This window comes from Stenotrophomonas sp. GL_111, from assembly GCF_057835245.1.
The window spans coordinates 2,161,101-2,182,522 of sequence record NZ_CM174421.1 but is presented as its reverse complement, the minus strand read 5'-3'; the positions used below and the strand labels follow the sequence as shown (position 1 = coordinate 2,182,522).

17 protein-coding genes are annotated in these 21,422 nt (G+C 62.4%); 11 read left to right on the top strand and 6 right to left on the bottom strand.

Annotation, left to right across the window (positions count from 1 at the left end; translation table 11 throughout):
- Positions 1–183 precede the first annotated feature (183 nt).
- The 5 genes from AC3IPM_RS09995 to AC3IPM_RS09975 all read left to right on the top strand — a co-directional run bounded on the left by AC3IPM_RS09995 (position 184) and on the right by AC3IPM_RS09975 (position 9,930).
- Positions 184–3,015, top strand: coding sequence for a non-ribosomal peptide synthetase (locus AC3IPM_RS09995; protein ID WP_489303963.1), 2,832 nt, complete (start codon positions 184–186; stop codon positions 3,013–3,015).
- A 28-nt stretch (positions 3,016–3,043) separates the two neighbouring features.
- Complete coding sequence (locus AC3IPM_RS09990) at positions 3,044–4,288, top strand: LLM class flavin-dependent oxidoreductase (protein WP_172641759.1); 1,245 nt, start codon at positions 3,044–3,046, stop codon at positions 4,286–4,288.
- A gap of 73 nt (positions 4,289–4,361) precedes the next feature.
- Positions 4,362–6,812 (top strand): penicillin acylase family protein, encoded by a 2,451-nt coding sequence (locus AC3IPM_RS09985; RefSeq protein ID WP_489303960.1) that lies wholly within the window; start codon positions 4,362–4,364, stop codon positions 6,810–6,812.
- Positions 6,809–8,581 (top strand): cyclic peptide export ABC transporter, encoded by a 1,773-nt coding sequence (locus AC3IPM_RS09980; protein ID WP_489303958.1) that lies wholly within the window; start codon positions 6,809–6,811, stop codon positions 8,579–8,581. The genes AC3IPM_RS09985 and AC3IPM_RS09980 overlap by 4 nt, the downstream gene beginning before the upstream one ends.
- The gene (locus tag AC3IPM_RS09975; protein ID WP_489303956.1) at positions 8,581–9,930 is read left to right on the top strand and encodes a hypothetical protein; all 1,350 of its coding nucleotides are present in this window, start codon (positions 8,581–8,583) and stop codon (positions 9,928–9,930) included. The genes AC3IPM_RS09980 and AC3IPM_RS09975 overlap by 1 nt, the downstream gene beginning before the upstream one ends.
- Before the next feature lie 196 nt (positions 9,931–10,126).
- Here the strand turns inward: AC3IPM_RS09975 and AC3IPM_RS09970 are convergent, their stop codons facing one another.
- Positions 10,127–10,969: a thioesterase II family protein gene (locus AC3IPM_RS09970; protein ID WP_489304085.1), complete on the bottom strand. Its 843-nt coding sequence runs from the start codon at positions 10,967–10,969 to the stop codon at positions 10,127–10,129.
- 79 nt (positions 10,970–11,048) lie between these two features.
- On the opposite strand from AC3IPM_RS09970, the gene AC3IPM_RS09965 reads away from it, so the two are divergent.
- The 6 genes from AC3IPM_RS09965 to AC3IPM_RS09940 all read left to right on the top strand — a co-directional run bounded on the left by AC3IPM_RS09965 (position 11,049) and on the right by AC3IPM_RS09940 (position 16,067).
- The gene (locus tag AC3IPM_RS09965) at positions 11,049–12,191 is read left to right on the top strand and encodes a class I SAM-dependent methyltransferase (protein WP_489303954.1); all 1,143 of its coding nucleotides are present in this window, start codon (positions 11,049–11,051) and stop codon (positions 12,189–12,191) included.
- Between the two features lie 183 nt (positions 12,192–12,374).
- Positions 12,375–13,214, top strand: a complete 840-nt coding sequence (locus AC3IPM_RS09960; RefSeq protein ID WP_050570491.1) for a cadherin repeat domain-containing protein — start codon at positions 12,375–12,377, stop codon at positions 13,212–13,214.
- 267 nt (positions 13,215–13,481) lie between these two features.
- Entirely contained in the window at positions 13,482–13,721 is a 240-nt protein-coding gene (locus AC3IPM_RS09955) for an RHS repeat-associated core domain-containing protein (protein WP_489303952.1), read from the top strand.
- A complete protein-coding gene (locus AC3IPM_RS09950) occupies positions 13,718–14,143 on the top strand; it encodes a hypothetical protein (protein ID WP_236613614.1) in 426 nt (141 codons plus the stop codon). Before AC3IPM_RS09955 ends, AC3IPM_RS09950 begins: the two co-directional genes overlap by 4 nt.
- A complete protein-coding gene (locus AC3IPM_RS09945; protein WP_489303950.1) occupies positions 14,140–14,571 on the top strand; it encodes a hypothetical protein in 432 nt (143 codons plus the stop codon). The genes AC3IPM_RS09950 and AC3IPM_RS09945 overlap by 4 nt, the downstream gene beginning before the upstream one ends.
- Before the next feature lie 641 nt (positions 14,572–15,212).
- A complete protein-coding gene (locus AC3IPM_RS09940; RefSeq protein WP_489303948.1) occupies positions 15,213–16,067 on the top strand; it encodes a hypothetical protein in 855 nt (284 codons plus the stop codon).
- A 515-nt stretch (positions 16,068–16,582) separates the two neighbouring features.
- Here AC3IPM_RS09940 and AC3IPM_RS09935 read toward each other — a convergent pair.
- From AC3IPM_RS09935 to AC3IPM_RS09915, 5 genes are all read right to left on the bottom strand, one after another.
- A complete protein-coding gene (locus AC3IPM_RS09935; protein ID WP_489303946.1) occupies positions 16,583–17,947 on the bottom strand; it encodes an AlbA family DNA-binding domain-containing protein in 1,365 nt (454 codons plus the stop codon).
- A gap of 447 nt (positions 17,948–18,394) precedes the next feature.
- Positions 18,395–19,222 carry a PD-(D/E)XK nuclease domain-containing protein gene (locus tag AC3IPM_RS09930; RefSeq protein ID WP_489303945.1) on the bottom strand — a complete coding sequence of 276 codons (828 nt, stop codon included), beginning with the start codon at positions 19,220–19,222 and terminating at the stop codon, positions 18,395–18,397.
- A gap of 328 nt (positions 19,223–19,550) precedes the next feature.
- Positions 19,551–20,300 carry a hypothetical protein gene (locus AC3IPM_RS09925; protein ID WP_489303943.1) on the bottom strand — a complete coding sequence of 250 codons (750 nt, stop codon included), beginning with the start codon at positions 20,298–20,300 and terminating at the stop codon, positions 19,551–19,553.
- Positions 20,300–20,773, bottom strand: a complete 474-nt coding sequence (locus AC3IPM_RS09920; protein WP_489303941.1) for a hypothetical protein — start codon at positions 20,771–20,773, stop codon at positions 20,300–20,302. The genes AC3IPM_RS09925 and AC3IPM_RS09920 overlap by 1 nt, the downstream gene beginning before the upstream one ends.
- Positions 20,770–21,159 (bottom strand): hypothetical protein, encoded by a 390-nt coding sequence (locus tag AC3IPM_RS09915; protein WP_489303939.1) that lies wholly within the window; start codon positions 21,157–21,159, stop codon positions 20,770–20,772. The genes AC3IPM_RS09920 and AC3IPM_RS09915 overlap by 4 nt, the downstream gene beginning before the upstream one ends.
- Between the last annotated feature and the right edge of the window lie 263 nt (positions 21,160–21,422).

Genomic DNA, 21,422 nt, shown 5'->3' with positions numbered 1-21,422 from the left:
TCCATGCAACTCTCCGCCGCGACGATTCATCCGCCAGGTCTGCCTGACGCTCCAAGGCACGACCCCGGCCACGCTCACGCTCTGCGCGTCAGGTTGCCGCCCACGTGCTGCCCCCTGCATGCCCGGAAGCGGGCGGCCGCGCTCATCCGAGCAGAACAGGGTAGGGGCTGGGAGGCTGCGTCAGTGGTGTTCTTCTCCGAGACGCTGCCGCATGCGGAGAACACGGCACAAGGGCTGGCAGCGCGGGAGCTGTCACGTCGACTTTCCCCGTCGCTCGCGGGCACGATACGCGTGGTGCAGTTCATCTACACCAGCGGGAGCTGGGACCTCTTCATCACCGCCTGCAGGGACACGGCCAGCCTGCAGGCGCTGATCCGACTCGCGCACCATCTCAGCGGCTCCGCACTCCGCGAGGCAACACTACCAGCGACTGCCGGAGGTTCCGCAGTGCACGGCGCAGGCGTAGCAACCGGCATCGCTGTGGAATTCGGCACCGATGAAACATCCTGTGTCGCACCCGTGGCCCGTTGGTACGCAGGCCGCAACGGAAACGACACCGGCCTCGGCTACCAGGGACCTGTAACGCTTTCGGCGCCGGCGGAGGTTGTTGCAATGGCACTGACCCGCGTGATCCTCGCATTCACCCGGCAGGCCGCGGCAAGCGTTCGGGTCTTTGCCGATGTGGACACGTCCAGCGACGCGCGGCGCTGTGGCTGGACGCGACGAACCATCAGCGCTGATGGACGCCACTGCAAGGCCTTGCTGTCCCGGACCGTTTCCTGGCCGAGCACGCAACCCAGCATTGACAGCACTGACTGGCTTGGCATCGTTGTGCAGGACGCCCAGGCGCTCGACATCATGGACACCGAGGCGCTGGACTACCTTCCATTCCTGCAGCCACCGTACCCCGCGCTGGTGGAGATCGCCACCTGCACACGACAGACGCGGGTCGGGTTGAGGTACGACCGCGTGATGCTGGGCGACGCTGACGCACATTGCTTTCTGGAGTGCGTTGCCACCGTCGCCAGACAACTGATGAGCGCCCCAGGCACACCCCTTGATGCCCTTGCGCTGCTCGATGACGCGCAGCACCGGCACGTGGTCGCGCTTGCTGCCGGCAACGCCATGCCGGTAGTGCCGCCGGTGCGGATCGAAGCCGGCATCGCGTACTGGGCTGTCCGCCAGCCTGGTGCGGTAGCCATCAGCGATGATGCTGCCACGATGACCTACGCGGAACTGCAGGACAGCGTGGCGCTCGTCGCGTCGCAGCTGGCGCGACGTGGTGTACGGCAGGGTGATCATGTCGGCCTGTGCGTGGACCGTTCACGCCATATGATCGTCGCTGCCATCGCGGTCATGGCTCTCGGAGGCACCTACGTACCGATCGATCCGAAGTATCCCGCTGACCGCATCATCCAGACCTGCGCCGATGCGGACCTGTGCCTGCTCGTCGTGCAGGATGAGGGGGTGATGGATGCCGTCGCGTGCCCGGTCGCGACGCTTGCCGCACTGCTTGAGCCTGGTACTGGCATCGCTGTGCTGCCGCGAGACGATCTGACACCTGACGCGGCGGCGTACATGATCTACACGTCAGGATCCACGGGGCGCCCCAAAGGTGTGCGCGTGACCCATCGCAGCGTTCATGCGCTCATCAGTGCGGTGCGCGACGACTTCGCTCTGGCGCCTCATGATGTGTGGAGCTTTTTCCACTCGTTCTCATTCGATTTCTCGGTGTGGGAGATCTGGGGTGCGCTGCTCACCGGCGCCTGCGTCCATGTCATCGGACACGAGGCGTCACGTGATCCAGCAGCGTTCATCCAGCAGATCAACGCGCGTGGAATCACGGTACTCAGCCAGACACCGTCGGCATTCAACCAGCTGATGACACGTGAGGCAGAGCTTCCCATAGGACCGCATCTGAGGCTGGTCATCTTCGGCGGGGAGGCGCTGGATGCACGGCGCCTGCTACCGTGGTTCGACCGCCACCCGGAACATCAGTGCCGACTTGTCAACATGTTCGGCATCACCGAGACCACCGTCCATGTCACGGCAAGGACGGTTCGCCGCCTGGATGCGCTTGAAGGATCGCGCTCGGTTGGCAGGCCCATTCCAGGCTGGCAGGCCTACGTGCTGTCCCCCGATCTGGCGCTGCTTCCGCCCGGCGTCGACGGTGAGATCCACGTGGCGGGTGCCGGTGTGGCGCTGGGTTACCACGCACGGCCTGAGCTGACCGCCGAACGCTTTGTGGCCAACCCGTTCGGTCCAGGGCTGCTGTATCGCAGCGGTGACCGTGGTCGACTGCTCCCGAATGGCGAGCTGATCCACCTGGGACGGCTGGACAACCAGATCAAGTTGCGAGGCTTCCGTATCGAACTGGACGAGATCCGTTCGGTACTCATGGGCTGTACTGGCGTTGCGGATGCCGCCGTGGTGTTCGTGCAGCGGGATGCTGCGGACGAGGCTTCTGCCCGCATTGATGCATACGTCGTGCTCGCCGGCGCCACACTCGAGAAGGTGTGGGACCTGGCACAGGCCAGTCTGCCGGACCACATGCTGCCTGCAGCCATCGCCGCAATACCGTCGGTGCCGCTGACCATCAATGGCAAGGCCGACGCGGTCGCGATGGCCGCGCGCGTCGTCGCATCGGCAGGGCGCGGTACACGCGGGCGGGGCGAGCAGGCATCAGAACACACGGCGACGCGCATCGTGGAAGGTGTCAGTGACGGTGACGGTACGGGTATCGCTGGTGGTGCTCCAGTGGACGCAATGACCGGGGTACTGGTGGACATCTGGCAGGAGCTTTTTTCCACTCCGGTGACCAGCCACGACAACTTCTTCGATCTTGGTGGCAACTCCCTGGTGGCAATCCGCATGGCGTCCAAGGCGCGCGAGCGGGGGCTGCCAGCGCTCAATCTTCGTGATCTGTACATGCATCAGACCATCGCCGGACTCTCCACTTACCTGGCGGCCAGCCGGCCCGTCCGGGGCAATGCAGTCCCGGCCCACGCATCCTGAACCGCCATCCTCGCAAGGACACAGTGCCATGAGCGTCGACGACATCATCAAACGCTGCGCAGAGCAGGACATCATCCTGAAGATCGAGGACGGTGCATTGCACATCGAAGTCAGGAGCCCGCCGAAGGACAGATCCCTGCTGCTGGAGCTGAAGCAGCGGCGCGACCATATCGAGCAGGCGCTGCTCGCCGGATCCGACCACAGGCGCGGCGGTGCGGGTGGCGAGCGTCCCACGTCGATGAGCTTGTTCTACTTCTCCAGCGATGAGGGCAGCAGTGATCGCGACAAGTACAGGCTGCTGCTCGATGGTGCGCGGTTTGCAGACGAGCACGGGTTCGAGGCCGTGTGGACGCCTGAGCGACACTTTGCCCGGTTTGGTGGCCTCTATCCCAATCCGGCGCTGATGGCCTCCGCGCTGGCTGCCGTGACCCGCAACGTCGCGCTGCGTGCCGGCAGTGTGGTGCTGCCACTGAACGACCCACTGCGCGTTGCAGAGGAATGGGCGGTCGTGGACAACTTGTCCGATGGCCGCGCTGGTGTCGCGTTTGCGTCCGGCTGGCAGCCCAACGACTTCGTGCTGGCCCCGGATGTCTATCCCACGCGACACCAGTTCATGTATGACGGCATCGAGCAGATCCGTACCTTGTGGAGCGGTGGCACCATCACACGGCGCAACGGTGCCGGCGACGACATCGCCGTGAGCTGCCTGCCGCGTCCCATCCAGCCGGAACTTCCGATCTGGATAACCGCCGCCACCAGTCCGCAGACGTTTGAATCGGCGGGCAGGATCGGGGCGAACGTGCTATCCCACCTCACTGGACAGACGCCGGACGCGCTGGGAGAGAAGATCAAGATCTACCGCAAGGCGAGGGCGGAGGCCGGATACACGACGCCGGGGCAGGTCACCGTGATGATCCACACGTTCATCTCCTCCAATCAGGCACAGGTCCTGCAGGTCGCAAAGGAACCTTTCAAGCGCTATTTGTCGCAGTCCATCGACCTGCTGAGCAACCTTGCTTCCCAGGTTGGCATCGATCCCAAGAGTATTGGCAGCGGCGATATGGAGACGCTGCTGGAGCATGCATTCCACCGCTACCACGCAACCAGTGCACTGCTGGGTACGCCGGACAGCGCGTTGGAGTTCGCCGCCAGACTGCGGTCGATCGGCGTGGACGAGATCGCATGCCTGGTCGATTTCGGCATCGATCCGCGTGTGGTGCTTGAGAATCTTCCGCATCTGAACCAGCTGAAGACTGCGGTGGCGGCGCTGTGATCGGCAGCCTTCGTCCAGATCCTAAGCTGCACGGCGACGCGCCGCGATGCGGATCGAGCATGGAGGGGAATGCATGCGCATCCTGACCCGCCACCCACTACTGTGGCGCCTGGTACTGTGGGTCTGCCTGCCCATTGCCATCGGCATCTGGCTCGGCTACGTCCACCTGCGTCAGAGCCTCCCGCAGAGCGGAACCCACCATGTGGCGCACGGGCTGGCCGGCGATGTGCAGATCAGCCGCGACGCACACGGGGTTCCCTACGTGCGCGCGACAACTGACATGGACGCGTACTTCGCCATGGGCTACCTGCACGCCCAGGACCGTCTATGGCAGTTGGAGATGGCCAGGCGCATCCCGCAGGGACGACTTGCCGAGGTGCTGGGACAGCAGGCGTTGCAGAGTGACACATGGATGCGCACGCTCGATGTGCGTGGTGCGGCACAGCGCGCCTGGCCGGCACTTGCGCCAGAGGCCCAGCGGTCGCTGCAGGCCTATGCCGACGGCATCAATGCCCGGCTGGCTGAAGGCGCGACGCTTCCCCCGGAGTTCCTGATGCTGGGCATCACACCCGAGCCGTGGACGCCCGTCGACTCGCTGGCGTGGTTCAAGGTCTTCAGCCTCAACCAGTCCAACGGTATGCGCGCGGAGGCCGACCGGTACCTCGCCCGGAAGTATCTTCCGGAGCGGCAATGGGCACTGCTGGAGCGGACCTACCCCGATGACGCACCCACCACGCTGGGGCTTCACCAGCCGATGCAGGCGTTGTCGGGCCTGGGGCTGCACCTGGAACAGACGCTTGGGCACGGCGGCCCGCATGTCGGCAGCAATGCCTGGGCGGTGTCAGGATCCTTGACCCGGGATGGTGCGCCCCTGCTGGCCAACGATCCCCACATGGCGTTGCAGATGCCTTCGGCGTGGTATGTGGCTGAGCTGTCGGCTCCCGGCTTCTCGGTGTCGGGCATGTCGGTCGTCGGCCTGCCGGTCATCGTGTTCGGCCGCAACCGTCACGTCGCGTGGGGGGGGACGAACATGATGGCCGATACCCAGGACCTCTACGTACTGGAAACGCATCCTGAGCGACCTAACGCCTACCGCCTTGATGGGCAATGGCTGGACATGACGGTGCGCCAGGAGGAAATCCCGGTGCGTGCCGACTTCCCGTCGTCCCTTCGCGCGCCGCGCGAGCCCGCACGCGTGCAGATCCGCAGCACCCGTTTCGGCCCCGTCGTCAGCGATGCCGCGGGCCTGTTCGACCAGCCTGTTAGCCTGCGATGGTCGGGCCTGGACGATGGTGACACCTCCTATGAGGGCATCTTCCGCCTGGCGTACGCGCGAAACTGGACGGAATTCAACGCCGCGCTCAGCCATGTGGTCACGCCGGCCATCAATGTCGTCTACGCCGACGATGCCGGTAACATCGGCTACGTCGCCGCAGGGCGCATCCCGGTACGGGGGAGCGGCGACGGCAGCATGCCGGCGCCGGGCGTGGACTCGTCCTCTGGTTGGAACGGCTACGTGCCGTTCAGTGACATGCCGCGGTCGTTCAATCCTGCCGGTGGCATCATCGTCAGTGCAAACAACCGCGTGGCGGCAGACAGCTACCCCCATTTCATCTCACGCGACTGGGCCCCGCCTGCACGTGCAGAGCGGATCACGGTCATGATCAAGGAGGCGCTGTCGCGCAACGGCACGCTGGACGTGGAGCAGACTCGCCTGATGCAGGCCGACACACTGGACCGAGAGGCGGTGGCACTGCGTGATTACCTCGTCAGCCATGTTTCGCCGGAACTCGCCTCCACCCGCCTCATGAAGGAGCTGAAGCACTGGGACGGGCGCATGGGGGCCGACCAGCGCTCGCCGGCGATCTTCAACTTCTGGCTCAAAAATCTGCGTAGCCGCCTGTTGCTGGATCACCTCGGCAGCGGCCAGGGGGCCACTGACCAGACGCATGCACTGCGAGGCTATGTGGCCGGCGTGACGCCGCTGCAGATCCGCCAGCTTCTCCAGTCGCCAGATCCGGCATGGTGCGAGCGCGCTGCAGACGGCACCAGCAGTTGTGCTCGCACCATGCAGCTCGCCTTCGACGATGCACTGCGCGAGCTTGACAAGTACGAGAGCGACGACGCGCGATGGGAATGGGGGCGCCTGCATCGTGCCCGATTCAACCACGTGCCGTTCGGCGACGTGAACCTACTGGACCGCGTGTTCGCACGGCGCCTGCCCAGCCCCGGCTCGGAGAACTCTGTCAACGTCGCGGCCGGCATCTACCGGCCCATGAAGGGCTTCGAACAGAACTTCGGCGCCGTGTTCCGCCAGGTCATGGTGATGGGGCAGGGGGGCGGACAGCATGCCTATATGAACTCGACCGGGCAGTCCGGCAACCCAATGAGCCCACACTTCGATGACATGCTCGAGCCCTTCGCGGCGGCGCAGTTGTACACGCTGAAACAACCGGACGCCGTGTCGTCGGCAATACGCCAGACCCTGCTTGTCGCAGGCAGCAACAGCGAGGGCCGACCGTGAAACTGTTTGAGCTGTTCATCCACCGCGCCCCGAACAGGATATTCCTGTCCATCCTGTTCGGCGCGCTGTCCGGGGTCTGCTACTCACTGCTCATCCCGCTGGTGCAGGTGGGCATTGGCGGCGCCGAGGGGGCCGCAAGCGGTGCAGACACCCACGTCTTCCTGGGTGTGGAAGTGCACCAGCACAAGCTGGCCATGGTGTTCTTCGTACTCTGCGCCTGTGTGCTGTTCCTGCGCTCCTTCTCGCAGATCACGCTCCTCCGCGTCGCCATGGAAGTCACCACGGAGCTGCGTCGCACCCTGTACGAGCGCATCAGCCAGGCGCCCATCGCGGACCTCGAGCGCATGGGGTCTGCCCGTCTGATCGCCGCCATCACCACCGACGTGGGACGCATCGTGTTCGGTGCGCGGGTGCTGCCCGACCTGCTGATCAGCGCAGTGACCATCATCGGCATGCTCGGATTCATGAGCTACCTGGACTTTCCGGTCTTCATGCTCGTGCTGCAGGCCATCGCATTCGGCGCCATTACTTACCAGATCCCCATGTTCCTTGCCAATCGCTACTTCCAGCGATCCCGCGAGCGCATCGACCCCCTGCAAGACGCGATCCAGGGGCTGATCAACGGTGCCAAGGAACTCAAGCTGGACCGCGTCAAACAGCAGCGCTATTTCGCCGACGTGCTGATGGACAATGAGTACGCCGTCATGCGGGCGGACAAGACGGGCAACACCATCGTACGGCTCGCCGCCAACTATGGCGACATGATCAGCTTCCTGGTGATCGGGGTCATCGCGTACGTCTTCGTGAACTATCACGCCCTGACAGCGGCCACGCTGACGGGCGTGATCATGGCGATGCTCTACATCACCACGCCCATCGCGCTGGTGATCAATACAGTGCCGGCCGTCTTCATGGCGCGTATCTCCTTGAAGAAGGTCAATACGCTGCTTGCCTCGATTCCGTCGGAGACCTATCCGGAGGCTGCCGCCGCTGCGCCGGATGATTGGGCCATGCTGACGCTGCGCGGCCTCGAGTACTCCCATTCAGGCAATGGCGATGACCCCGGGTTCCATGTCGGGCCCATCGACCTCGACATCCGACGAGGCGAGGTGACGTTCATCGTTGGCGGAAACGGCTCCGGAAAATCGACCCTGAGCAAGCTCATCAGCCTGCACTACCGCGCCAGTAACGGCCAGATGCTGTTCGGCGACCAGACGCTGGACGACGCCACGATCGGGGCCTATCGCAACCAGGTGTGCTCGATCTACTCCGACTACCACCTGTTCGACCGCCTGCTCAGTGATCCCCGCCTGGACGAGGACGAGAAGATTCGTGAGTACATGAGCCTGCTCAAGCTGGAGGGCAAGTTGTCCATCGTCGGCCGCAGGTTCTCCACCCGCGCATTGTCGGACGGGCAACGCAAGCGCCTGGCATTGCTGGCCGCATTGATCGAGGACAAGCCGCTGTATCTGTTCGACGAGTGGGCCGCCGATCAGGATCCCTCGTTCAAGGAGATTTTCTACCGAAGGATCATCCACGACCTCAAGGCGCGCGGAAAGGCCGTCATCGTCATCAGTCATGATGATCGCTTCTTCGGCGAAGCCGATCGTATCGTCTACATGGAGAGTGGTCGCCTTCGAGAGGTGATCGACGCGGCCTCCACGCGCGACGGCCTTCTGGCACCAGCCGGATCGGATCTGCACGCGCCCGACGTTCAGGCTCTCCACGGCAAACGACTGCCCACCGCCACCACGAGCGATGACCGATGATGGACCTGATTGAAAACAATGGATGCGCCGCTTCACTGCTGAACAGGGAGTTCGAGCGCTACATCGACACCCATCGTATCTCCGACGCGATCCCGTTCCGCGAGCTTGCAACCACCGAGTTCATGCGGACATACCAGTACCCGATCAATTCCTGGCCATTCTTCGTGTCGCCAGCGTTCGTGGCCAACATGGAGGAAATGAACGGGAACATTCTGCGGATCACATACGCCGCTATCCGCGGAATATTCAACGATGATCCAGCACGCATGGCTGCAGCGATGGGCATAGACACCGTGCGCTGCTCGCTGTTCCTTGGCAAGTTGAACCTTTCCGACATCTGCTTCCGCACGGATGCGGTCCTGACCGCGAGCGGCCTCAAGCTGGTGGAGGTCAATGTAGGCACGTCCATTGGTGGCTGGCAGATCCAGTGGATGGACGAAACCTTCCGGAACCACCCGGGATATCGCGGATTCTTCGACCAGCACAGCGTGAACTGCCGCAACACACCTGTCACCTTCTTCCGTTTCCTGATCGAGTCTGCCGCGCGTATACAGGACGCGGCGCCGCGCATCATCCTCGTCAAGGTGCGGAAGGGCTTCGACCCTGACATGTACGGTGAATTCCTGCATCACTGCATCGGCGAGGCCGTTGCGGAATCGGGGGTGGATGCCAGCATTCGGTTCTTTGCAACATTCGATGAGCTGGAAGTCACCTCCCAGGGCACGTTCCATGACGGAGACAGAATCCACCTGGTCACATTTGGCGACCTGAGTGGCGAGCCACCTGCGCCGGTGGAACTGCTGCGCAGCATGCTTGCTGGAAGGCTGGCATGCCCGGACTTTCCGACCAATATGGTGCTGTCCGATAAACGTGCCATGGCACTGCTACATCACGCAGTGCAGGTTGGTGCGCTGCCCGCGGCCGATGCCGCGCTGGTCACGCGGTACGTGCCGCGGACCTTCCTAATGGGTGGTCCGCTGTACCGTCCCGCACTGATGGTCGAATTGCTGACAAGGAAGGACGACTACGTTGTCAAACAATGCGATGGAATGCAGGGCATCGACGTCTACGTCGGGCGCTTCATGACCGCCGAGGACTGGGCGGCCAAACTCGGGACGCTGGAACGCCCGGAGCTCTGGATCGCCCAGGAGTACTGCGAGTCCGTGCGCTTCTACGGGCATGCTCCCGGCTCGCGCCAGGTATTCGACTTCGTCTGGGGCGTGTTCCAGTTCGGGGAACGCTTCGGCGGCTCCTGGATCAGGATGATGCCTGTCGATGGAAACTATGACGGTGTCATCAACTCTGCCCGCGGCGCACAGGAGCGAATTGTGTTCGAGGCAGCATATTGACCCACCTGGAAGACAGATCACTGTCGCGTTGCAGAGGTGGGGCCGGAGGCGGGCGTCACGAAACGTCGCCCGCACCCCAGACGCCGGGCATCCACCACGGAACGCTCACGATATGCGCTGCGTCACCCTGCCATTGAAGGACGGCCTGCAGCCGGTCGCTGGTGCATGGGTACAACGTTGCAGGTCAGCGCGGCATCTACGCCATCAGCGACCCTGTTGCGCGCCCGATGACCTGGTTGACCCTGGCAAGCACGGCGGCGCGATGCTCGTTGATGAAGAAGTGGCCACCAGGAAGCCAGTGGACGTCACACCCTGCGGTGGTGAGTTCGGCCCAGGCATCGACGTCCACTGCCGCCACTTCATGGTCATCAACACCCGCGAGGACCGTCAGCGGGCATTCCAGTGGACGCACGGCCGCACGGTACATGTCCGCGATCCTGAAATCCGCACGAAGGAGTGGAATCAAAAGGTCCAGCAGTTCTGCGTTCTCCAGGATCTCCTCGGGCGTGCCATCCAGCTCGCGCAGCTTTGCCACAAACTCATCCTTGGGCAGGTCGTGGATGCTCGTTCGCGTCGACTGAACGTGCGGCGCACGGCTGCCGGATGCGATCAGATGCACCGGCCCAGGCACTCCCAGAACGGCGCACTGACGTGCGAATGCATAGGCCACCCGACTTCCCAGGCTGTGACCGAACAACACATAGGGCTTGTCGCGCAGACCGGCGAACGCCGTGGCGAAATCCGCCACCATGGCATCCATGGTGGCGTGTGCGGCTTCGCCCATGCGGGAAGACCGTCCTGGAGGCTGTGCGCAGACAAGCTCCACGCTGTCCGGCAGGCTGGATGCCCACGGCATGTAGATCGCTGCCGACCCGCCGGCATACGGCAGGCAGATGAGTCTCACCTCGGCAAGGGGGCGTGGGACGGGTCGAATGAACCAGCGGCTTGCGCTCAACGGGGTGGGCTCCTGCAGTACCTGTGGGTGGTGCGCGACGGACTGTCCAGCCAGTCCCGCAATCCATGCTGTTCCTCTCCGCATCATACCCGCCGCGGAAACCCTGCGCGCCATGCCTCGCCGCCGCCTGTTGCTCGACCGACCAAAATCAAGGACACCGCATATGCAGGACGAACACACTTTCGTACGCACACCACAGATCATGGACGAAGCTGTTGTGGATGACGCCGCTACGCGGGGTCGGCTTCGCGCCATCACAACGCACGGCCGCTCCACACTTGAAGTGAAGCAGATGTATGAGAAGTTCCCGTATCCAAGTCCCATCGTCGGAAAGGGCTTGATCCGGGACAACGGCAACATGCTGAGCGTACTGTTTCCAGACGAGGACTTCGCAGGCAAACGGATCCTGGACGCGGGCTGCGGAACAGGCCAGCGTGCCAATGGCGTTGCGCGTATGTTCCCGCAAGCCCACGTGATCGGCGTTGACATGACCTCTGCATCGCTGGACGCGGCGAAAGCGATGGCCAAGGAAAATGGCATCGCGAATATCGAGTTCCGCCAATGCAACCTGCTGGAGCTTGATCTTGGAATGGAGTTCGATGTGATCATCTCCAGTGGAGTGATGCATCACCTGGAAGATCCCCTCAAGGGGCTGGGCAGGCTGCATGCGCACCTTGCCGACACGGGTATTGCGATGATATGGCTGTACCACGCGCTCGGTGAATACACACGTTTCCTTGGGCGCGAGTTGCTCCAGCGGCTTTGGGGCGAGGACCGTTCAGACCTCGATCGCGGCGCTACCCTCATGGATGCACTCAGCCTGGACCTCGGCTCACATCAATACGGGAGCGTCTCAGGCCAAGCCGGCAATGAGATCAGCCACAGGTCCATCAATGCCGATGCCTACATGCATCCCATCGTAGAGGCCTACCGTCTCGCAAGGGGGCTACACATGATGCTGGATGCCGGCTACGCGCATGCGGCGGTGGCAAGCCTGAACCTGGTGGGCCGGAGCGTTCTCGTCGACATCGACGGGACAATCGGCGCGGAATACCGCGACCTCGCCGTCCAGCTCGATGACCTGTTCGCACGCGCAGACCTGCAGGACAGCTACCGGGAGCTCGGCCGGCTCGACCGACTGGCCGTGATCGAACTGCTGCTGAAGCCCACGGCATTCACGATGATTGCAGGCAACAGCGGAGGAATGGCGCGCGTTCCCGAGTGGCTGCGCCGCGGCGCAGTCAGTCAGGCGGATCGGGATGATCTCAGGCGCTGCGATACCGACAATGTCAGCCTTCTGCGTTGAAACGCGCGGCCGCTTGCCGCGACGCCCGCTCGCCACCTCTGCGTGGACCGCACGCCACCGGCATCGTACGCGCTGCGCGCCGTGGCGCCGGCACTGCGATGGCTTCGCACTCAGTTTCCCGGGATTGGGGGGATGCACTTGACCGCAGCCATGATGCGTTCCTAGAGTGCACCATCTCCATGGATGAAGGCCCTCACGATGCGACGTTTGTTCGTGTTCACTGCCATCTTCGGCGCACTGCCCCTGGCTACGTTGCCTGCGACTGCAGCGCCCCCCGTCAACGAACAGATCACTAACCCCGTTTCCCGGGTCAATCCAGACAGTCAACTGCACACGAGGGTGAATGTGCGGGTACTTGCGCGTGGCGCCAAGTTCATTGGCGGCTACGCCGATTCGGTGCGGGTCGTCCTCACGGATGCCGACACCGGCGAGGTTCTTGCCCAAGGGCTGACGCAGGGCACCACGGGCGATACCCAGAGAATCCTGGCTGGCACCGGCGACGGAAAGGTCATCTCGACGGAAGATTCCGCTGTATTCCGCGCGTCTTTGGCCACAGACCGAGCGCGCCGCGTGACCGCTACGGTAACCGGTCCGCTGAGTCAGCCGCAGGCCGCGACGACGGTGACCAGCACACAGTGGATTCTCCCGGGGCACGACCTCACCCAAGGGGACGGCTGGGTGCTGGAACTGCCCGGGCTGGTCGTGGACCTGGTTTCGCCGAGCGCGTTCCGTTGGGCGGATCGCAATAGCATGGTGCCGGTGGACGCGGCAGTGACCATGATGTGTGGCTGCGCTCTGACGGAGAACGGGCCGTGGCGCGCCGATGAAACGACGGTCAGCTATCAGGTCACGGTGAATGGTGCTCCCCGGCCGCCCAAAGAGATGACTTTCGATGCTAAGACGGGGCAGTACAGAGGCGTCATGGTCCCGAAAGAGCCTGGCATCCATGAAATCGAAGTGCATGCATGGGATGGGAAGCACGGAAATGCAGGAGTGGGGCGGACGACGGTGTTTGTGAAGTAGGGGGCGCGCGGCGAGAGAATCGGTGCACCCGACCAGGCAACCTGGCATTCAGTCACCCATAGCCCGGATGGAGCGAAGCGCAATCCGGGGCTATTGGCGCCATATCAAACGCTGCACCCTCACCATACCCGTGCTTTTTTCACCAGCGGCATCGACGCGATCATGGCGCATCTGCTGACATTGAGGCGGCACGGGTGAATCGCCCCGGCTGCGTCGACGCCAGGCTACTCCGGGCATCTCACCGATGCAGATACCGGCCTGGTGTAGATGGGCCAGCGCTACTATGACCCAGCCCTGGGCGTGTTCATCAGCGCCGATCCGGTAACGGCACGTGAGAATCCGCTCAGTGCTTTCAATCGTTACCGGTATGCCAACAGCAATCCGTACCGCTTCTTCGACCCGGATGGCCGAAGTGCCTGCCCTGGATCCAGCAAGAGCAACTGCATCCAGGCCGATCGACAGGGCAGACCTCACAGGCCTCGACGTCAGTCGGCAGCACGATGGTGAGCCAGAAGGGCGTGGTGGCGGTCAAGGAGGGTGGCAGCGTCGAAAAGATCGGCTTCGTGGTGGCGACCGAAGGTGGAGACCACAAGGTGGAACTGGCTGCCAACGCAACCACGGCGAGCACCGCAACAACCGACTCCGCATCCGCTGCCGTACCCAAGGGCGCCGAGGCCGTCATCCATGGTCATATCGACGGTAGGACCGATGGTGTTGTCAGCCCTGCAGACGCGGCGCCCCTCAAGCAGGGGCTTCCCAACGGCGTGGTCAGTACCGGACGCGTCGGGGTTACTGAAATTGTCGGCGGTCGCCTGCAGTTCCGGATGCTCAATGGGCGGATGACCTCGCGGAAAATCCGCCTGCAGCAGAGAAGCCTGGACAGGCAACAGACCCAGCCCGAGCTCATGAAACCGGAGGCCAGACCATGAGCATGAACCCGCTGTTCAAACTGACGGCACTGTGTTGTTCGTTGGGCCTTGTGGCCTGCTCGCCAGCATCGTCGCTGCAGCGCGAAGCCGTTGCCGATCCCCTGTTCTTTCAGGTCGCTGCGGCACCGCAGACATTCGAGGGGAAGACCATCACCCTGCGCGGCTGGGTTTCCCTGCCGCACGAAGACCGGAACCTATGGGCAACCAAGGTCGACCATGAGCGCTGGCAGACGCCACGGTGCCTCTCGCTTTCCCTGTACGACGCGCTGCTGGAACGTGCCGGCGAGCTTGATGGGCAGCTGGTCGAGGTGACGGGCGTGATCAGCAACGATGCATCCAAGGGCGGCAGGGTGATCCGCCTGGGTGCCTGCCGCGATGTGGCCATCGCCGTGTCGCAGATGCGGCGGGTGGACTCGCACACTCATTAGTGCGACCGCTCCTAGGCAACCCAACTGATCAGACAAGCTGCTGGTGGACAGGCAAGGGGATAGAGCTTCTGTCAGTCGTCACGTTCGTGCCAGGGCAGGAGCTCCAGCGCATGGCGTTTGAGCATCGCCTGGATGCATGCACGCACGCGCGTGGCGCCTCTCCGTGTCTGCGCATTGGTCCAGGATCTCCGCAGCCAGCCGTTCAAACTGCGGCCAGAACTGTACCGGATGGCGCACCTGCGCCAGCCAGTGGGCTAGCATCTCGGCCAGCGCATCAAGTTCTGCCTGTAGTTCGGGGCGCACGTTCATCCCGGGGCTGCCGCCACGTCCAGCGCAGCGCGATAGTGATGGGCGTCCTCACTGAGGAGGACGCTGAGCTCCGGCTGCAACACGCCATCCACATGCAGCGTAGGCTGCCCCTACGCAGTGCCGGTTACCACGAAACAAGGGTGCTAGACCTAGCCGCCTCGCCCGACGTGCGGAGAACCAGCGTATACATCGGCCGCCAACACATAGGGTTCGACGCGGTAGGTCTGGATCGCTTACAGGACCAGCGTGGCGGGTGCCGTGGTAGCCGTGAAGGTTGAGTTCGGTTGGCGTCGTCGGGGCTCAATAGCGCCAGGTGGTGATGAGCCAATCCATTGGAGTCAGCAAACCAAGGGAAGTGCCGGCCGCTTGCCGGCAAAGCGCCATCCGGCGCACACCTCGGCTACGATGATGCCGCCGGCATCATCGCCGGCGGGGCAGGGGACGCAATGGACATGCAGGCAGGGGGCGGATTCAATACGCCGGCAAACATCAACCAGCAGGAACTGACTTTCCACTGGCTTTACGAGCGTGTGCAGGGACTGATCGATCAGAGCATCTACCCTAAGGCGGGCCGGTTGGAAAGGTGGTCGTTCCGGGTGGGCATGGCAGCGGCTGCCATTGGCCTCTTGGGTGGCCTGATGCCGGAGCAGTGGATTCCCGTTGGCATGGTGCTGCCCTTGGTTCTGATCTGCTTGTTCATTGAGATAGGCGGCTTCATCCTAGGCTGGGCACTTTCCGCACGAAGGCAGTTTCGCCAATACATCCAACCGAGGCTTTCGCATGCCAAGGAGATGGATGGCGAATTCTCCCAATGGCAATCCGTGATTGATGAAATCCGCAAATTCCCACGAAGTGAACGCGAGCAACGCCTCAGGTACGTCAGTACTCTGCGAACGGGCATGATTGATCGCATGGGGCTCGTATACGGTGGGTTGCAGCGGCTTGGGCCATTTCCGCTGCTGATTGCGTTCTATGTACAGTATCGGGCCTGGAAGCAAGGAAACTGGGCTGGCGTCTTCGATGTCGGCTGGGCGGGCGCGGTGCTCATCTTTGCAATGGTTCTCCTCTATCTGCTTGCCTGGGTAACGATCGGCCTCCGCGTGCGCCTTGATACCTACGTGGCCCTGCTGGAAGCCTCCGTACAGGAGGCCGAGCTGGCATCGTCTCCTGCAAAGACCGTACAGTAGGACTCGCATCCATCCTGCGTGTAGCGCCGATCTTCTCGGCCGCCATCGTCGGCTGCAGCACTCGTCCTCGAGCACATCGCCGGCGAGCATCAGCAGTCATCGATCCTGCACTGGTGGCTCCTGCATGGCAGCCAGCGCCTGTTTCCGAGAGCTCATTGGCTGCAGTAGCCACTGCAGCGTTGCTTGGCGCGATAAGGAAGATTTATCGGGGGTGGAGAAGGGCAACCCTCGATCTGAAGCGGACGTCCACTGTTTGTAGAACACCGGATGATCGCTTTCCGTACTCCGAAAGGGTCACAGATCTCGAAGGGCGCGAACGGCTGACCCGGGCTCGGGTCCTAGCCGCGAACACGCGGCTGCTCTCTGGAGGGTGCCTCGCAGGTACGGACAATGAAAGGCTCAAATGCATTCAATTGATGCTACCCCCATGCAAAGTACTGCCACGCCTGCTGCTCCTCGGCAGGGCTCTGGGATCAGGTCTCTTGCAAATCACACGGCGCGCTGGTGAAGGCGCATCAGCTGCGCCCCGAGCGCATGCGCGCCAGTTCTTCAGTCACCAGGCTGGCAGGCAGTACGAAGAAGTCGAACAGGGAGTAGAGAGGTTCCAACAACGGCTGCACAATCTCGGGCAGGTTGGACCCGATGGACTGCGCATCAACGTGCGTAGTCAGCGTTATCTGGTCCTGATGAGCGGTCCGGCCTTCAAAGAGCAAGCGGCTCCCGTCCAGTGCCACGAGGGTCCGGCCCGCCAGGCCCTCGTAGGTCACGGTGAACTTGATTGTTGTCGGCCCGTTGAACAGATTGGCGGCAAGCCGTTCCGCGTGAAGCAGTGCTTCACCAACGCGCCACACGGGAATGACTAGATCGAAGGCGGCGGACGGCGGAAAGTTCGTGCGGCCTTGTCGATCGCCAAGAGCATCTTCCTGGTACCCACGTATGAGATATGCTAAGCCAGAGGGGTCGATGCGCCAGAAGTCGGCGTGCGCGACGTCGCGTTGCTCGGGCGGATTCTCCGTATCGCCTCCGATCCAGCATTCGATGGCGCCGTCCATCGCGTAGGGCGCAATCCCTGGTCGGGTGGGAAGCCAAAACGGGGGCCACCCGGTATGGCGGACGAGGCTGGTGCGCAACACGTCTGGAAGTTGGCCGAGCGTGACTGGTTTGCTGTCGCCGATGATCTCGTAGCCGGTGCTGTAGCGCCCGTGCGGCATGCGCGGACCGGTGTCGGCGGGCACCGAGTCAACTAGCTGCGACCACCGAGCGCGGCAGCGCTCTATCCACTCGCCCAAGCGGTCGGGCTCGGGTGCCGGCGGCGCCGACGGCACGGCGCCGGCGATCAAGCCGCGGATCTGGTCGAACAGCTCGTCGCGGCGATTATTTTGGCACCGTGCTAGTAGCGTGTCCCAGTCCTGGGATGTCTGTGGTGTCTCGCTGCGGGGCCCTGGCCGGCGTATGTAGATCGCGTTGTTCTGTACCGTTTTGTTGTCGGGGCTGGCCCGCTTGGCCCGCACGGGCATGCGATGGCCTCCCGGGACAGTCACGATTGGATGCAGGGCACCATCCGGAGCGGTGACGAAATGAACGCTGCAGTGCAGCGCGGGGTCACAGTAGTTCGCAACGATGCCGTTGATCAGGTCCTGATCGTAGCTGTCCAGCTTGGCAGGGCGATTTGGGGCTTCGGTGAAACCGGTCGTGGTTTGAGCTAGCCCGAAGACTAAAAAGCCACCACCGTGGTTGGCGAGCGCCAGCACAGCCTTGGCAAACGTGGCCTTGGCATCGGTCGAATTAACGAGGTCGAGCCAGTTCTTGATCTCGCAATCGAGATCTTCGCGCGGGCCCAGCAGCAGGTCGGCCAATCGTTGTTGTTGCATCGACGCCATAACAGTCCTCAGGTTGCCCGTCGTCGCGACGACGCGGGATCTATTCCCGTGCACTTAATGACCTGAGCATATATCAGAAGCCTCAAAGCAAGGCTTCAGAGCCATGGCCAACGTGTGTTCCAGACCAAGACCAGATGTCGACAATGCGGGGGATTAGCCGGGTTTACCGGGGGTAGGGGAGGGCGGCTTCAGCTCGGAGCAGACTTTGTCGAGCCACCCACAGCCACTACAGTTGACCTCGCAGCAGCTGGCCGGAGTAGCCAAGTCCCGACATCCGCCCGCCTTGTGTGCCCCCCCCCCGTGTTTTCGGATGTCTGTTCCTGGCTGAAAACGGTGTCGCTGCCGTCAGCACAACCGGCGGAATCTACACCACGCCAGGTGAGGCGGAAGAACCACACCGCCATGTACCGTTGCCAACCTCCGATCCGTGGCTACTAGGCGCGAAGATCAAGCTTTCGCCACCCTTGGCTTTCGCCCCCCCGGGCCTTGGACTACGATTGGCTCCCAGCTTTTATCAGCATCGACGTAGCGGAACTCCTCGTCCACTTCTGCCTGAGTATAGAATGGCGATGTCATGTAGAAGACGCTGTAGAAGCTATCCCAGTCTGGATGCCGATAGCCTTTCATATCTGCATAGACACCTTCAATAGCCGTCCTCATTTCGGACTTTTTGTCGATGAATTTGAACTCGACAGCCGAGCGAAGTGATCGCACCGTCAGGTCAATTCGATATCCCGTCAGCCGCTTGGCAACGGGCGTCTCACGCATCGCGTCATTGAAAGCGAACTCACAAACTTCAAGCACAGCATTCCGAACGTCCGCCTCATTCTTTGGGGGAGTGCCGCGAGCAGCGGCGATCTTACCCGAGCTTTGTAGGATTGTTCGGAGTACGTCCTGGGCCGTGACGGCACGTGCGGAGGTCAACGCCTTGAGCGGATCAAAGCAACTTTGGGCCTTTGAGAGCGCCGCGCTATGAATGTCGCCCTCGTTAGAACGATCGGTCCCCGAAAGGAAGTCCTTGTCTGCCCGCGCTGCAACGACCTCCTTGGCGATGGTAGTAATTCCCAGACGTTCAGAAAGGGCTGCAATTGAGCGGTACGCGCGGTCAATATAGTAGGCCATCGTTTGCTCAGCAGTCTGGTAGCGATCATCCTCCGGATCATCATTATTGGCGGCACCGACCCTTTGTAGATTGTCAACCTCGTCAAGTGCCGCCTCGGCACGTTCAAGCTCTTTCGCTATGCTCTCAGCCAGCAACCAATCCTCTCTTCCCATGCCAACACCGTCCACCCTAAAGTTGGTGCTGAGCGTAGCAAAGATTCGGAAGATTATCGGGGGTCGGCTGGGCCTAAAGTCTTGAACTGCGGTAACTATCTTGCGCGCCTAGCAGAGGCTATCCGACAAGGCGTACCGGATCGAAAGAGAAGACGTGCTCCATCGGCGCGTCATGGCAACGGCTCACGAGACGGTCCCGGAACGCGGTCTGGCCGTAGTCAAGATCCACCCTCGCATCGACTGCCGGGTGCTCGATCACCTTATCGTTGCCGACACTGGCACGACTTCGATGGCGGCCAGGCTGTGGGGCTGATGATCCGCCTTGGTCCTAGGTCAACGGCTCATACCATTGCTGGCACTGGGTGAGCTCAAGGAACTCGCTGCCAGGATGGAGCACAACGCGACGCACCAGGGAGGCTTCCAAGGTTTGTGTGGAGTAGTCCTCAAACTTGTCCGGATACTCACTTGACCTGATGCCTTGGTGAATCAGGTCAAGTCGTGCTACGGCTATCGCCAGGCCATTCGTCGTGGAAAGGAACGCCACGGGCACTACCGCTTCAACGAGTGCAGGGCTTCCCATGGATTTAAGAACAGGGCCGAGCTCCGGGTCTTCGGCGTTGAAGTTGTAGAGTGCTTCACCGCCCCAGTGTCCGAGCAGGGAGCGAACGCCGTACTCTCGGACTTCGTGCGCCGGGTAAAAGCAGAACCACGCCTTGCCGGACCGGTTGTTATCGCGCACCTGATTGTTCGCAAGCAAACGCTGCGCGTGCTCTTCGGCAAGCTTGCCTCGCGTGACTTGGGCCGCAATGCGTCTTTTCAGCAACCCGGAGCTCAGCACCTCCAGCCCGTTTTCGCGAATGTGCACCGCTTCTTCTTCGGTCAAGCGGGTGAAGTGGTAACCACGTAGGGCATGCGGCATGAGAGCTTCGCCAAGCGTGCGAATAGCTGCATCGAACGCGGGCGCGGCGCGGTCTGGTAGGTCCAACTCCCACGAACGGAACACCGGGCGCAACGCATTGAGGACCTCGCGCAGCTCGCCAGCCCACGTAGCAGGTTGGGACAGGTCGAGCGCCGCCATCAGTCGTAAAAGGCGAGCTGGGACACTTCGGGATGCGATGCCATGGCCAAAAACATGACATCGATGGCGGCGCGTGCCAGCTTATCGTCATGGCTTGGGTATCGCTGTTGCCGAGCATGCTCCTTGCCGCCATGCACGAGGTTGTTGCGCACCCGGAGAGCAGCATCCATCAAACGATCGCCCTCAGGCCCGTCACCCAATGGGGCATCCACGAACTCGATACGGCGCTGTGCGCAGACCTGCATTTTCATCGGGGGCGGGTCATTGGGGCCGGTACCCAACAGAAGGTCCTTGTTTTCCTGTGACAGTTGATTCTGAATGTGCCGGCGCACATGGACGTAGAACGCTGACCATTGCGCGGCCGGCGTCTCCCCGACGGCACCATTAACGAACTCCGGAATTTCCTTGAGGGCAAACTCGATTCGGGAGAACGCCCTGAGAAGTTTCAGCGCTGTGTGAGGCTCTACATTCATGGGCATACCTTGTCGAAAACGATGGTGAAGTTGTCCCCATCGAACGCTGTCACTTTGCCCACCCACTCAGGCCGCGCCTTGAAGGTGTTGTTGGCCTTCGAGCCGTGTCCGCCGCCCTCGATCAGAGGCACGTTGTCGGTGGTGGCCTTGACGATGCGCACGGGCCGGCCTTCGGCCACGGCCTCGGCCAAGTGCTCGCCCATGAGCTTGCTGCCGTTGCCCCTCCCCCGGGATAAGTGGTCCTGGTAGACCCATTGGCCGTCCACGACCTTGATGCGGTGCTCCCAAAGGCTGGCGACCAGTTCGGTATCCGTAAGGGCAGAAACGGCCCAGAAGTGGTTAACCAGCGTGGCCTTGTAACGAGCGAACTCAGCGACGATCCCCATGCAATCCCCCTGTGGCACTACGGGACAAGTCTACCGGTGGTGAACCGAGGCAAGAACACTTGGCTCAAGAGAGAGGGACGCGTTGTGCGCACAAGGCAGTTCGTGTGGCTTGAGATTGGTGTGGCTTGAGATTGGATAGGCCAAAGGTGTAAAAGCGTTTAATATCATATGCTTGTGATGCAACTGGCGATGCCGTACTGGCCAGAATTGGGCCTACTTGGCGGGTGAATGCGTGAGTTGCTGGAGGAGCATGGCAGGGTGCT

Bases quoted from the DNA above. Each gene is read 5' to 3' on its own strand.
- AC3IPM_RS09955 (WP_489303952.1), top strand. From the start codon at position 13,482: ATGGGCCAGCGCTACTATGACCCAGCCCTGGGCGTGTTCATCAGCGCC.
- AC3IPM_RS09970 (WP_489304085.1), bottom strand. From the start codon at position 10,969: ATGCGGAGAGGAACAGCATGGATTGCGGGACTGGCTGGACAGTCCGTC.
- AC3IPM_RS09915 (WP_489303939.1), bottom strand. From the start codon at position 21,159: ATGGGGATCGTCGCTGAGTTCGCTCGTTACAAGGCCACGCTGGTTAAC.
- AC3IPM_RS09990 (WP_172641759.1), top strand. From the start codon at position 3,044: ATGAGCGTCGACGACATCATCAAACGCTGCGCAGAGCAGGACATCATC.
- AC3IPM_RS09945 (WP_489303950.1), top strand. From the start codon at position 14,140: ATGAGCATGAACCCGCTGTTCAAACTGACGGCACTGTGTTGTTCGTTG.
- AC3IPM_RS09985 (WP_489303960.1), top strand. From the start codon at position 4,362: ATGCGCATCCTGACCCGCCACCCACTACTGTGGCGCCTGGTACTGTGG.
- AC3IPM_RS09965 (WP_489303954.1), top strand. From the start codon at position 11,049: ATGCAGGACGAACACACTTTCGTACGCACACCACAGATCATGGACGAA.
- AC3IPM_RS09920 (WP_489303941.1), bottom strand. From the start codon at position 20,773: ATGAATGTAGAGCCTCACACAGCGCTGAAACTTCTCAGGGCGTTCTCC.
- AC3IPM_RS09960 (WP_050570491.1), top strand. From the start codon at position 12,375: ATGAAGGCCCTCACGATGCGACGTTTGTTCGTGTTCACTGCCATCTTC.
- AC3IPM_RS09925 (WP_489303943.1), bottom strand. From the start codon at position 20,300: ATGGCGGCGCTCGACCTGTCCCAACCTGCTACGTGGGCTGGCGAGCTG.
- AC3IPM_RS09975 (WP_489303956.1), top strand. From the start codon at position 8,581: ATGGACCTGATTGAAAACAATGGATGCGCCGCTTCACTGCTGAACAGG.
- AC3IPM_RS09935 (WP_489303946.1), bottom strand. From the start codon at position 17,947: ATGGCGTCGATGCAACAACAACGATTGGCCGACCTGCTGCTGGGCCCG.
- AC3IPM_RS09930 (WP_489303945.1), bottom strand. From the start codon at position 19,222: ATGGGAAGAGAGGATTGGTTGCTGGCTGAGAGCATAGCGAAAGAGCTT.